The organism is Trichocoleus sp. FACHB-46 (assembly GCF_014695385.1).
In the GTDB taxonomy this organism is placed as follows: Bacteria; Cyanobacteriota; Cyanobacteriia; order FACHB-46; family FACHB-46; genus Trichocoleus.
The window spans coordinates 153,286-165,393 of sequence record NZ_JACJOD010000032.1; the positions used below are offsets into that span (position 1 = coordinate 153,286).

Consider the following 12,108-nt stretch of genomic DNA (forward strand, 5'->3'; position numbering starts at 1 on the left):
CACTTAGCCAGGGTCAATATTGACAGGATACCTTGCAATTGCTTTATAGCATGGGTAGCGCAAGCATTCATCTTAGGACGGTACGTTGCAACGTACCCTACGATTTTTGGAAATCAACCGCAAAACCTAGGGGAGTCCCCCAGGTGCAATTATTCCCATAGTATTCAAACCTTTGCTACAGAAGCGTTTTGCCTGTTGCTCGATTGATTCGCTTGAGGGAAGGTGTCTCGCCTATTCTGGATTCATCCAAGACAGAGAGGCAGCAAAAACGATGAATTCACGACGAAATTAAACCAAACACTCCAATAACTTTGCATGTGGCGGCTAGCTCAACAGTAGAGCACCAACTTTGCCCTTACGGGCCGCAGATTTAGGGTTATCGCTTGAAAATCGACACCCCCTTAATCGCCGGAGATGCGGGTGCAACCCCCGCGCCGCTACACCAAACTCTAAGCCTACATGTGGCGGGTAGCTAAGTGGTAAAGCAGCGTGAGTATGTCCTTGTTCACAACCTTGTCCGTAAGGGCCGACGAATGAGGGTTATCGTTGAACACGCGGTCGCAGGTTCGATTCCTGCCCCACCACACCAAACTCGAAATTTCTCTATTTACACTGGCAGGTCGCTTAATAGTAAGGCACCACTTTTTGCCCTCACGGGCCGCAGATTTAGGGTTATCGCTGTAGACGAAGTCCCCCTTAATCGCCGGAGATGCGGGTGCAATTCCCGTCCTGTCAATTTTCCCATTTGCCCAAACGGGCCGGAGGTGTAGAAGACTATGAACTACAAATTTTTTGCCCAAAACAAAACTCGCACGCCACAAAATCAACCCATTCCTGGACGCGAAAAGGAAATGACCCAGGGACGCTCTGGGGGGTACATGTTCAAAGCGGGGTTGTGGCAGAATCTGCGACGTTGCTTGCTGATTGGTACCGCCCAGAGCACTTACTACGCCGGGAAACAAGAACTAACGAACGAGTTTGCCAATGTCTTAGAGCAAGCGATCGCAGAGAATCCGGAGCGAGTTGCGGCTGAAATTGTCTATGCCTCGGATGGTCGTGCCATCAATAACAGTGCGCCGATTTTTGCCCTGGTGCTGCTCTCGATGGGGGAAGCACCGGAAGCGAAACAGGCATTCCAAAAAATCTTTCCCAAGGTGGTGCGGACGGCTAGCCATTTCTATGAATGGCTGAACTACACCAAGTCAGTGCGGGGATTTGGAAAGATTGTCCGGGAAGTGGGGCAACGTTGGCTAGCACGAGAAAACGTCAAAGAATTGGCGTATCAATTACTGAAATATCAACAGCGCCAAGGTTTCTCACATCGAGATGCGCTGCGTCTATTCCACGTTAAGCCCTCAACTGAAGAACATAACCAGTTGTTTCAATGGGTGACTCAAGGTTGGGAGAAGCTACCTAAAACAGCTCCCTCCGAGGCTCTGTCACAAATTTGGTGGTACGAGTGGCTGAAGCGGCACCCAGAGCAAGCTCATGAGGCGATCGCGAAAGGCCGCTTAACTCACGAAATGGCTGCACCTGTCGGCAAAATGGACAAGCAGGCTTGGCAGCTCTTGTTTAATGACATGCCGATTGGAGCCATGTTGCGGAATCTAGGTTCCTTGACAGAGTTAGGAGTTTTTCGTTCTGATCACCGCAAGAATCTAGACAAAGTAGAGAGAGTTCTCAACAGTCGAGACCATCTCCGTAAAGGTCGTATTCATCCGATTGATGTTCTCAAAGCGTTGAAAACTTACCAGTCAGGAGGGAAATTAGGCCGTAGCCAGAAAACATGGGAACCGATTCCTCGCATTGTAGACATTTTAGAAAAGGCATTAGAGCTCTCCTTCGACGTTCTACAACCTACTGGGAAAGTGTTTCTCCATGCGATCGACGTTTCTGGCTCTATGTCTTATTACAGCGTCAGTTCCATCGGCTTAACCTGTTGCGAAATTGCCACCACAATGGCACTTGCCACGGCTAAAGCTGAGAAGAACTATGTGATTCGAGGTTTTGCAGAGAGCTTTCGAGACCTCAATATCTCGGCTCAAGATTCCTTCAGTTCTGCGATCGCCAAAGCCAACAACCAAAACTTTGGAGGAACCGATGCAGCGGTTGCTTACGACTGGATGATTAAGCACAAGTTCAAAGCGGACGTGGTTTGCTTCTGGACAGATTGCGAAAGCTGGGCAGGGCGGCGGCACCCTAGCCAAGCGCTAGCGGAATATCGCCGCAAGGTGAATCCTAACGTGAAGGCGGTGTATGTCACTTTGGCCCCCTACCAAATCTCTCTAGTTGATCCTCAAGATCCGCTGTCCTGGGATATGGCAGGCTTTGATCCCAGTGCGCCTCGCCTGATTCAGATGCTAGCAACAGGTGAATTGTAGATGGAGACTTAACCCCCAGCCCCTTTCCTACTAGGGAAGGGGAGCCAAATTAAGTAACGCCCTTTGAAACAATCTGATTTAATGGAGGCAGATCAAGTCAAGGGTGTTGAGAGTAGCTGTGATGCATATTCTTCATGGTACTTGGATTCCAGAAGAGACAGCGAGCTTCGTCCAGAGTGGCGGATTCCATCTGTGGATCGAAACCACAGATACACTGCGACGGCGTAAGACAGCTCCACGCCTCCACTTAAATCATCTGCCACAAGAGAAGCTGGCAACATTTCTCACCGAATCCCTGGGTATCAAGCCTGCTGCCTATCAAACACTTGAAACCGCGATCGCGCCTAAATATTTCTTGCTGCCCACTGTAGGAGATCAACCTTGCCCTTCTCCAGAGCTAGCTCGTTACCTAGAACTGGAGCCACCGGAGCAATGGCAGTGGCAATACTGGCAAGTAGATTGCTACCGTCCCACAGCCTATGTCAAAACTGGTAACTACAACCGTGCCTCTGTCACGAATGTCATTAGGTTGCTGAATGAGCTACACTTCATCGCCCTGCACAACTTAGCTGAGATTCAGTTGGGTGCGGATCTCCTATTCTGGTATCACTACACCCAATTCTTTAAGCAAATTATTCTGCACGATCAATATATCCCAGCGCTGAAGTATCGATCGCTAACTCCGACAGAGCCACCTACTAAAGGCAAACGCAAAACGGCATCCCAAACCACCACTAAGACCACTAAAACTGCGAAGAATAAGAGTAAAGCCACAACCAAAACAACACCCAAAGAATTTGAAATTTATCAAGGCTGGGAGATCCTCTCAGCTCGGTATGAAGCAGAATTAGAACGCTATGTAGAACTCATGCCTTTTGTTTGTGTAGCAGGTCGCGCAGAACCGCAAGAACCACCGCAATTCTACGACAAGATGACCTTGCTGCGTCATTTCTCGGAGGTGCTGCTCGCAGAAATTGTCACCCATACTCCCACTTCTGCTGCCTTTGAGAAACAGATTAACGATACCTTGCTAGGCAGTTGCTTACATTCCGGACATCCCTGGCAACATCCAGAAGGGCTAACCCCATATCAGCAGTGGAAAACCTGGCGCGATCGCATTGGTCGTAGCCAAACGGATCTACCCTTTTATTTATGTTTTCAGCTCCAATCTCCTGCCAAACCAGAGGATGCTTGGATACTAGAGTTTCAGGTGGCATCGCGGCAAGATCCCTCGGTGCAGATTCCCTTACAGGACTATTGGCGGCTCCGCACCAAGCGTCACAAGGCTCTAATTCAACAGTTTGGCGAAAACTTTGAGCAACACTTACTGATTCATCTCGGTTATGCTGCTCGGATCTATCCGCAACTTTGGGCTGGCTTAGAAACTGATCAACCAGTTGGTATCTCTCTGGCGATCGCGGAGGCTTCTGCCTTTTTGCAAGAGTCAGCCTGGGTTTTGGAAGCAGCAGGCTATAAAGTTAGGGTGCCTGCTTGGTGGACTCCTCAAGGCTGGCGGCGAACCAAACTGCGGATGAAAGCGCGCGGTCGCACGTTGGGCGGAGATGACAAAAGTAAGAGTTACTTCTCGTTTGAAACCCTGGTGGATTATCGCTACGAACTGTCGATCGATGGCAAGCCTGTCAGTGAACAAGAGTGGCAAGAATTGGTCAATGCCAAAGCCTCGCTGGTGCAGTTTCGGGGGCAGTGGATGCAGCTCGACCAAGACAAGATGCAGCAGATGCTAGAGTTTTGGAAAAAACATCAGCATGAGCAGCCAGAGCTGAGTTTGCTCGATTTTATGAAGCTGTCCGGAGGCAGTGAGGATGGCATTGAGTTAGAAGTCGATCATGACGAAACCCTGGGGGAGATGCTGAGCAAGCTGAATGAAAAAAGCCATCTAGAGCTACTGCCCGATCCCAAAGCACTTCAGGGAACGCTACGCACTTACCAAAAACGTGGTTTAGCGTGGTTACATTACCTCGAAACGCTGGGCCTGAATGGCTGCCTCGCGGATGATATGGGCATGGGCAAGTCGTTGCAGGTGATTGCTCGCTTGGTGCAAGAGCGGGAACAAGGGTCCAAAAAGTCTAAAAAATTGGTGCCGATTCCACCTACCTTACTGATTGCACCAACTTCAGTAGTAGGTAACTGGCAAAAGGAGATTGAGAAATTTGCTCCGCATCTCCGATCGCTCATTCATCACGGTAGCGATCGCCTCCAAAAGAAAGAAGAGTTTCAAGCTGCGATCGCCGACTGTGATGTCGTGATTACTTCCTATACCCTGGTTCGCAAAGATATTGCTCTGCTCTCAGAAGTAGAATGGCGACGGATTGTGATCGACGAAGCGCAGAACATCAAGAACCCCAAGGCGGCACAAACTAAAGCGATTTACAAACTGCCAGGGCAATATCGTCTTGCGCTTACAGGTACTCCAGTCGAAAATCGCTTGCTCGATCTGTGGTCAATTTTTAACTTCCTTAATCCTGGTTACTTGGGCAAAGAGTCGCAGTTTCGTCAATCCTTTGAAATTCCGATTCAGAAAAATAATGATGTAATGCGTTCTGCCACGCTGAAAAAGTTGGTGGAACCCTTCATTCTGCGCCGCGTCAAAACCGATCCCTCGATTATTCAAGATCTCCCTGACAAGCTAGAGCAAAAGCTCTACTGTAACCTCACCAAAGAGCAAGCGTCTCTTTACGAAGCCACCGTTAAAGACGTGGAAAAGCAACTGCAAGCAGCAGAAGGCATTCAACGCAAGGGTTTGATTCTTGCCACCTTAATGAAACTGAAGCAAATCTGTAATCATCCTATGCAGTTTTTGCAAGATGGCAGCGACTTTACGCCAGAGCGATCGCATAAGCTAGAGCGCCTCACAGAGATGACCCAAGAAGCGATCGCAGAAGGAGAAAGCCTCTTGATATTTACCCAATTCGCAGAGATTGGTGAAGCTCTGGAGAAGTACCTCAAGCACACCCTCCGCTGCAATACTTTCTACCTCCACGGGGGCACCCCTCGCCCCAAACGAGAACAGATGATCGCTGAGTTCCAAGACCCCAATACTGAACCCTCGGTTTTTGTGCTCTCCCTCAAAGCTGGAGGAGTTGGCATTACCCTAACCAAAGCCAACCATGTGTTTCATTTTGATCGCTGGTGGAATCCGGCGGTAGAAGACCAAGCCACCGATCGCGCCTTCCGGATTGGGCAAAAGAAGAATGTTTTTGTGCATAAATTTGTGGCGATCGGCACCTTGGAAGAACGCATTGACCAGATGATTGAAGATAAAAAGAAACTGGTGGGCGCGATCGTCGGGGCTGATGAGTCTTGGCTGACAGAACTCGACAATGAAGCCTTTAAGCAACTCATTTCTTTGAATCGCAGTGCTGTGTTGGATTAAAAGTAGCCATGAAAAAACTTGTAAAAACCTGGTGGGGCAATCGGTTTATTCAAGCCTTGGAAGAATTCAGCGATCCGAGTCGCTTGAGTCGAGGTCGCTCCTATGCCAACAGCAACCGTATCCTCCAGCTCGATATTATTGATTCTGTCATTCACGCGAAAGTTCGAGGCAACGTCAATCCCTATTTTGGCGTTTACAAAGAACCGACTTATACCATTGAGATTGTCATCCATCCCATTAGTCAGGCGCAATGGGCAGCGGCGATCGCTTACATTGCCTCTAAAGCCAGTTTCATCTCAAAACTGCTGCTCAATGAGATGCCAGATAACATCGAGGATGCCTTTCAAACCTTAGGATTGCATCTATTACCAAAGTCAAAACTAGATTTTGAAACGCACTGCTCCTGTCCCGATTGGGGTAATCCTTGCAAGCATGTGGCTGGGGTTTATTATCGCGTTGCCAAAGATCTCGATCGCGATCCCTTTCTTCTGTTTGAGTTGCGAGGGTTACCCAGAAAACAACTACATGCCGAGCTAGCCAAATCACCTTTAGGCCAAGCCCTGATTGCAGAACTGAACGCCGAAGCGAGTGCGCCTTTCCCTGTGACTTCCTACTACACTCGACCTCAACTCACGGCGTTGCCACAGGAGATCAATCCTAAAACTTTTTGGCAGGGAGAGAAACCATTTCCTAAAACTGTTGAAGTACTGCCGCCTAGCACCGTTTCAGGCATTTTGGTCAAAAAGCAGGGAGACTTTCCCGCCTTTTGGCAAAAGGACCACTCGTTTATTGCAACGATTGATGAACTATACGATCGCGTTAAAACAAAAAATCGCGACTTGCTATAATCTTAGCGATTGTGGAGCCTGTCCTAGCCCTTAGTGCTTTTGTAGCCTTTAGCTAGCTCTAATATCACCACCCCGCCCCCAGCAGGTCTATGCAAGCAATCCCCCACCTCTCCTTACCCTCTGATTCCACCGCTGCTCAGACAGAGTTTGCTTATCAACTCTTTGATGCGCTTTTTAGGGTGGGTGTGGCCTATGTTCCTGTATTACCCTTAATGCAGGACGCTGTTTTATTCAACAGCTTGCGAGACTTTTTTGCCCTCAGCGATTTACAGAAGCGATCGCTAGCTCAACAGTTATCATCTCCCTGGCAAGGTGTGTTTCTCCCTCTGGGACAGGAGCAACTCAGCGATGAAAATGAAGACTACAAAGAAGTGTTAGATCTCAATCTAGAGAATGGCACTTATGCTCAATGGCTTCAGCGTTGGGGAACGCACTCCTATACAGATTCAAGCAGCCTAGAAGAGATTCCTCCTCACTCAGAAGAACTGGCTAGGCTAACAGCTCAACTTTATAAAATCTTTCATGCCTTTCAGGAACAGGCTAATCGAGTTTTAGCGGCCCTTGAAATAGTCTATCAGCAGCCTCCGAATAGTTTGGTGAAGCAGCATGGTCAGAACAGTACTCTACGGCTCCTCCATTATCCTCCTGCCCCTCACTTTACCCTCGGCTCGGTTCGCCTGGGAGCCCATCAAGATTACTCTGGAATTACTCTGCTTTGGCAAGATTCCACCGGAGGCCTAGAAGTTTTGACTCCTAACTATGAATGGGTCGCTGTAGATATTCCACCTGGTTGCATTGGAGTGCTTGCTGGTGAGGTGATGCAACGCTGGAGCGGAGATACAATTCATGCAGCTCCGCATCGAGTTCGGATTACGGATGCTCAACAACTTCAGAAGACTAGATACTCGATCGCCTTCTTTTGTGAAACCAATCATGATTGTGTGGTCTATCCAGGTTCACTAATCAGCGAGCCGAGTTTAGCAGACACGCCCATCGTGATTCAGGAATTCCTCGATCGCAAGTATGACCAAATTCAGAATCAAACAGCTTCAAACGTAAGCTCCGATAAAGCTGTAAATTAATCCTGTGAGCACCAGTAAGGTGATTACGGTATAAGTCAAATCTCGCCAGCGCAAAAAAGTCACCAACGACAAAATTACACGGGTGATCGGCGTGGCAATCAGGAGCAGGAGACCAAGCTGAATCAGCCCCCGTGCCCGCCCCGCTAGCACTGCTGCCACTATGCCCGCAGGAGAACGGAAGATATCTGGTTCTCCTCGAAAAACGTGATAATCAACAGGTTCTGCACCATGACGAATCAAATACCAAATGCCGCCGATGCAAACGATCGCGCTGGCTGTTAATACTCCATAACTGAGCAGATAACTAATCCATTGCCCCAGTTTTTGCTCACGAGCCGCAAAGATAGGATTGCACTCTTTAGCGCTTGAATTTGGTTGTGTCTCTGAGTCCAGTTCGCGCATCTAAAGCCCTCCTGCCAAGCTGTTGTAGACCATTCTCAAAGCCATGACAACGAGCACGAGACTAAACAGAATCCTCAAAATTTGCGTTTTGGCACCAATCAACACTTTTGCGCCTAAAAGCGCACCTGGCAGCACACCTAGCATCACTGGCATTGACAAACCTGGATCGATGTACCCCCTTGCCAAATACACGCCTGCTGAGGCGGCTGCGGTCACTCCGATCATGAAGTTGCTGGTAGTAGTAGAAACCTTAAATGGCAGTCGCATCGCTTGATCCATCGCCAACACTTTCAGCGCGCCTGAGCCGATGCCCAGTAGTCCAGAAAGCACTCCTGCCACAAACATGACCCCAAATCCTGTTGGCACTGCCGCCGCTTGATAAGCCATTAAGCCGTCTGGGGTAGGACAGGTGCCACTGAGCTTGAGCTGAACGACTAGTGGATCAACAGTTTCACTCGCAACATATTCAGAGCGTGGCTGTTGAGCGAGATAAGCGGAGTAGAGGAGCACCACCGCCAGCACCACAGTTAAGGCTTTAATAGAAACCCAAGTTGCTAAAAAAGCTCCGGCGATCGCACCAATGGTCGTAGCAACTTCTAGAAACATGCCTAAGCGTAGATTGGCAAAGCCCTGTCGGATGTAGGTTGAGGCCGCACCAGAGGACGTGGCAATCACGGAAACTAAAGAAGCACCGATCGCATAACGAATATCCACCCCAAACACTGAAGTGAGTAAAGGGACAATGACTACGCCGCCGCCCAAGCCCGTCAGTGAGCCTAAAAAACCAGCAATTAACGAGCCCAACCAAACCAGTAACGAAAACTCTAGAATGCTCAACCGTTCTATCCCCGCTTTTGGGACATTGTGCCTAATTTAATTCTAAATAGGCTGTAGCGTCTGTTCCAAAAGCGCAATAGTTGTATGCAACAGTTGTCATAAATTATGGGTAGTTCATGTAATGAAGCGATCGCCTTCATTTCACGTCTGATTCAACTTATTCAATAGAATTAACATTAAAAGGGAAGTAGACAGAATAGTTATTGCTCTTGGGGGACTGCTCATCGCCCACCTTGATCTCCTGCAATTGCTGCTGAGCAATGGGTAGAATGCTGACCTTGAGTTCGTTCAGCGATCGCTGCTGTTGCTGCAAGACAGGTAGCACGGTCGATTTCATTTCATTCAGGCTATGCTGTTGTTCTTTCACAATCAGAGTCAATTCTTTCAATTGCTGCGCTTGTAGAGTATCTATTTTTTCATGTAGCAATCCAATGTCATATCCTGCTTTTAAGTTGACTTGGCGGTCATATTCAGATTTTTCTCGCTCCGCATCTGACTGACGGTTCTGACTCATCAACACAATTGGGGCGGTGTAAGCTGAGGCAAAGGAGAACACTAAATTGAGCAAGATAAACGGTTGTTCATCCCAATGGGGCACTCCAGGCATCAAGTTGAAGGTTACCCAGCCTGTGAGTATCGTCGTTTGTCCAATCAGAAATCCCCAAGACCCCACTTTGGCAGCCAGTTTATCAGCAACTCGTTGGCCTGTGGTCAGCTTTTGCGGTTGCGAGCGTTGTTGCTCAATCTCTTGCAAAGCTGTGTATGTTTTTTTCTGTCTCAACTCAATTACTTTATTTTCTTTAACCGTGTTTGCCTGTTGGGTGGATTGTTGTGCTCTCATAATTAACCTATTGAAGAGTTGGGTGAGTTCTGTATGAGCTGTTGACATGGGCTGCAATTCAGCTTGTTATCAACATAAAGCCAGTTCAGAAATAAAAGCAAATGCTCTTTTTTCTTAAAACGATAAGTTGAAGTAATGCTATCCAAAGAGAAGGCTAAGGATGCAAGATGCCCATCTTGGAAGGCAAGCGTAGCTGTGTTTGCAGATATCAATCACTTCAAGTTATCTTCTCAACAAAAAAGAATGTTTGCTTTTATCGAATAGGCTTCCTAGAGTGAGACTATGTTTTTCGTAGCCAGTCTTCACTGAACTCTATCAAGAGCAATCAACTTAGTTGGGATAGCAGGTAACGTAAATTCCCTCTCTAAGTTGCAGCGAGTCGCAGTCATGCCACCCCCAGCGATCGCCTAACAGATCGCCTCACTCAAGCTTGGTATTTCCCCATCCCAGCCTTAAAAATTTTCAGACCAACCGGAGTAAAGCCCATGAAATTATTCAAAGTCGTTCTTGTCGCCTTAGTACTGCTAGTCAATTTGGTCATTGCTCCTGCTTCCTGGGCAGACCGACCCAAACTCACTAATACTCCTGAATACACAGAAGTAACCCAGGCGATCAATAGTCTCCTGCAAGTCAAAAGTGCACCCAACCGATCGGGCTTAGCTCCCGACGAGATTGAGCAACAACTCGGTGAGTTGAAACTGCAAAAGTATATCCTCGAAACTGCAACGGAGTGGGCGCAATGCCGCAATAACACAGGTAAGACTTTGGCAGTCTATGCTCACAAAGCCAAGAAAGCAGCTCAACCCAGCACCCTCTACTATCTAGGGAGTGGCAAAATTACAGATGATGACTGGAATTGCGATGGTGTCTACTTACCCAGTGGGGCTCTAATCGCGAATCGAGATCAACCCTTGGCTGAACCTCTGGCGCTCAAAGTTACCCCTGGCACTCAACTCATTGCCAAGAATGATCCTGAAACAGGTTTGCTGGAATTCAATGTCAATCCCGCGCAAGTGTTCCGGGCTGGTGAAACAAATTGGTCCATTCCTAACCTGTCTCAAGCCAACATTGACGCTAAAGTACCCAATGCCCCAATCGAAGACTAACCTGATTTTCTCTCGGTATTTGGGAAAAGTAGCTGATGTAGGTAGTTAGGAAACAGGCATGTTAGAGCAAGTGACAAATACTGTAGGGATGGCTTTCTCCCCCAATACGCTGGGAGTCTTATTGGCCCTGGTTGCTTTAGAAACGGTACTCTCTGCTGATAATGCAGTCGCCTTAGCGGCTCTAGTTCAGCCACTACCCGATCCTAAACATCAGCAGCAAGCCTTAAACTGGGGCCTGGCAGGTGCCTTCATCCTACGGATCGCTTTGCTCTTTACTGCCACCTGGGTCATTCGATTCTGGCAGGTAGAATTAGCGGGGGCGCTTTATTTACTGTGGTTAGTTGGCAAACATTTCTGGACAAAGTTTTCCGTCAGCTCAGCCTTCAATGACCCCAGTACTGAACCACCAGTATCCGGTTCGCTTTGGCAGCTAATCGCCTTAATTGCTTTAACGGATTTAGCGTTCTCCCTAGATAGCGTTACAACTGCGATCGCTATCTCTGATAACACCTGGATTGTCCTCACAGGTTGCATTATTGGTATCTTGACTCTCCGCTTTTTAGCAGGCTTGTTTGTGCAATGGCTAGAACGCTTTACCTACCTCCAGGATGCGGCTTACTTAACCGTTTTAGGAGTAGGATTGCGGCTGCTATGTAAAGCGTTGCAACCCGATTCAGTACCACCTGAGTGGATTGTATTGACCATGATTGCCGTACTGTTTACCTGGGGATTTTCTAAGCGTACAGCCTCGCTAGAAACCTAGGAACGATAGTAAAACGATAGTAACTGCTGATGCTGATTAGAAAACATATCCTGATCAGCGCAGAACCAGAAAAGTGATAACAAGTGGGTGCAGGCGCAGATCGTTTAACAAACTCAGGGATAGAACTAGATTATGTCTCGCCCTCGAATTCAAATTCTTCCTCACTTGGCCCATGCAGAACTAGTGCGTCGTCAAGAGGAATGCCAAGACCCCAAAACCAAAAACTACTGGCTCACCATTCAACTTTTGAGTCAACCGCATATACCAATGACAGTAGAACAAGTTGCCGAAATTTTAGGCTTTTCTACCGATTGGGTGCGTAAACTAGCAGGTCGATATAATCGGCTGGGACCCGTCCGTTTCATAGATAGTCATCAACGGCGGGACAAAGTCTACAAAACCACTTGGCAGAGTTCTGAGCATACGTTAGAGACGTTATTCAGCACATAATCGC

At 48.0% G+C, this 12,108-nt stretch carries 10 protein-coding genes and 3 tRNA genes; 10 read left to right on the forward strand and 3 right to left on the reverse strand.

Annotated elements, in window-relative coordinates:
• The first annotated feature begins 317 nt into the window (after positions 1–317).
• The 7 genes from H6F72_RS20855 (at position 318) to H6F72_RS20885 (ending at position 7,705) form a co-directional block, all read left to right on the forward strand.
• A tRNA-OTHER gene (locus H6F72_RS20855) sits at positions 318–445 on the forward strand.
• Positions 446–461: 16 nt separating this feature from the next.
• Positions 462–589 (forward strand) — tRNA-OTHER (locus tag H6F72_RS20860).
• A 24-nt stretch (positions 590–613) separates the two neighbouring features.
• Positions 614–736: transfer RNA gene (locus H6F72_RS20865), tRNA-OTHER, on the forward strand.
• A gap of 40 nt (positions 737–776) precedes the next feature.
• Positions 777–2,381 (forward strand): TROVE domain-containing protein, encoded by a 1,605-nt coding sequence (locus H6F72_RS20870; protein WP_190440216.1) that lies wholly within the window; start codon positions 777–779, stop codon positions 2,379–2,381.
• Positions 2,382–2,502: 121 nt separating this feature from the next.
• On the forward strand, positions 2,503–5,775 hold the full coding sequence (locus H6F72_RS20875; protein WP_190440218.1) for a DEAD/DEAH box helicase: 3,273 nt from the start codon (positions 2,503–2,505) through the stop codon (positions 5,773–5,775).
• Between the two features lie 8 nt (positions 5,776–5,783).
• Positions 5,784–6,623: an SWIM zinc finger family protein gene (locus H6F72_RS20880; protein ID WP_190440220.1), complete on the forward strand. Its 840-nt coding sequence runs from the start codon at positions 5,784–5,786 to the stop codon at positions 6,621–6,623.
• 89 nt (positions 6,624–6,712) lie between these two features.
• The gene (locus H6F72_RS20885; RefSeq protein ID WP_190440222.1) at positions 6,713–7,705 is read left to right on the forward strand and encodes an isopenicillin N synthase family oxygenase; all 993 of its coding nucleotides are present in this window, start codon (positions 6,713–6,715) and stop codon (positions 7,703–7,705) included.
• On the opposite strand, the gene H6F72_RS20890 is transcribed toward H6F72_RS20885, so the two are convergent.
• From H6F72_RS20890 to H6F72_RS20900, 3 genes are all read right to left on the reverse strand, one after another.
• Complete coding sequence (locus H6F72_RS20890; RefSeq protein WP_190440224.1) at positions 7,673–8,107, reverse strand: DUF1634 domain-containing protein; 435 nt, start codon at positions 8,105–8,107, stop codon at positions 7,673–7,675. The genes H6F72_RS20885 and H6F72_RS20890 overlap by 33 nt on opposite strands.
• Positions 8,108–8,944, reverse strand: a complete 837-nt coding sequence (locus tag H6F72_RS20895) for a sulfite exporter TauE/SafE family protein (RefSeq protein WP_190440228.1) — start codon at positions 8,942–8,944, stop codon at positions 8,108–8,110.
• A 157-nt stretch (positions 8,945–9,101) separates the two neighbouring features.
• Positions 9,102–9,833, reverse strand: a complete 732-nt coding sequence (locus H6F72_RS20900) for a DUF1003 domain-containing protein (protein WP_206755454.1) — start codon at positions 9,831–9,833, stop codon at positions 9,102–9,104.
• 437 nt (positions 9,834–10,270) lie between these two features.
• Here H6F72_RS20900 and H6F72_RS20905 point away from each other — a divergent pair, with 437 nt between their 5' ends.
• The 3 genes from H6F72_RS20905 (at position 10,271) to H6F72_RS20915 (ending at position 12,104) form a co-directional block, all read left to right on the forward strand.
• Positions 10,271–10,891 (forward strand): hypothetical protein, encoded by a 621-nt coding sequence (locus tag H6F72_RS20905; RefSeq protein WP_190440234.1) that lies wholly within the window; start codon positions 10,271–10,273, stop codon positions 10,889–10,891.
• Between the two features lie 58 nt (positions 10,892–10,949).
• Positions 10,950–11,654, forward strand: a complete 705-nt coding sequence (locus H6F72_RS20910; RefSeq protein WP_190440237.1) for a DUF475 domain-containing protein — start codon at positions 10,950–10,952, stop codon at positions 11,652–11,654.
• Between the two features lie 132 nt (positions 11,655–11,786).
• Positions 11,787–12,104: a hypothetical protein gene (locus H6F72_RS20915; RefSeq protein ID WP_190440240.1), complete on the forward strand. Its 318-nt coding sequence runs from the start codon at positions 11,787–11,789 to the stop codon at positions 12,102–12,104.
• Positions 12,105–12,108: the final 4 nt, after the last annotated feature.

Bases quoted from the DNA above. Each gene is read 5' to 3' on its own strand.
- H6F72_RS20870 (WP_190440216.1), top strand. From the start codon at position 777: ATGAACTACAAATTTTTTGCCCAAAACAAAACTCGCACGCCACAAAAT.
- H6F72_RS20875 (WP_190440218.1), top strand. From the start codon at position 2,503: ATGCATATTCTTCATGGTACTTGGATTCCAGAAGAGACAGCGAGCTTC.
- H6F72_RS20880 (WP_190440220.1), top strand. From the start codon at position 5,784: ATGAAAAAACTTGTAAAAACCTGGTGGGGCAATCGGTTTATTCAAGCC.
- H6F72_RS20885 (WP_190440222.1), top strand. From the start codon at position 6,713: ATGCAAGCAATCCCCCACCTCTCCTTACCCTCTGATTCCACCGCTGCT.
- H6F72_RS20890 (WP_190440224.1), bottom strand. From the start codon at position 8,107: ATGCGCGAACTGGACTCAGAGACACAACCAAATTCAAGCGCTAAAGAG.
- H6F72_RS20900 (WP_206755454.1), bottom strand. From the start codon at position 9,833: ATGTCAACAGCTCATACAGAACTCACCCAACTCTTCAATAGGTTAATT.
- H6F72_RS20905 (WP_190440234.1), top strand. From the start codon at position 10,271: ATGAAATTATTCAAAGTCGTTCTTGTCGCCTTAGTACTGCTAGTCAAT.
- H6F72_RS20910 (WP_190440237.1), top strand. From the start codon at position 10,950: ATGTTAGAGCAAGTGACAAATACTGTAGGGATGGCTTTCTCCCCCAAT.
- H6F72_RS20915 (WP_190440240.1), top strand. From the start codon at position 11,787: ATGTCTCGCCCTCGAATTCAAATTCTTCCTCACTTGGCCCATGCAGAA.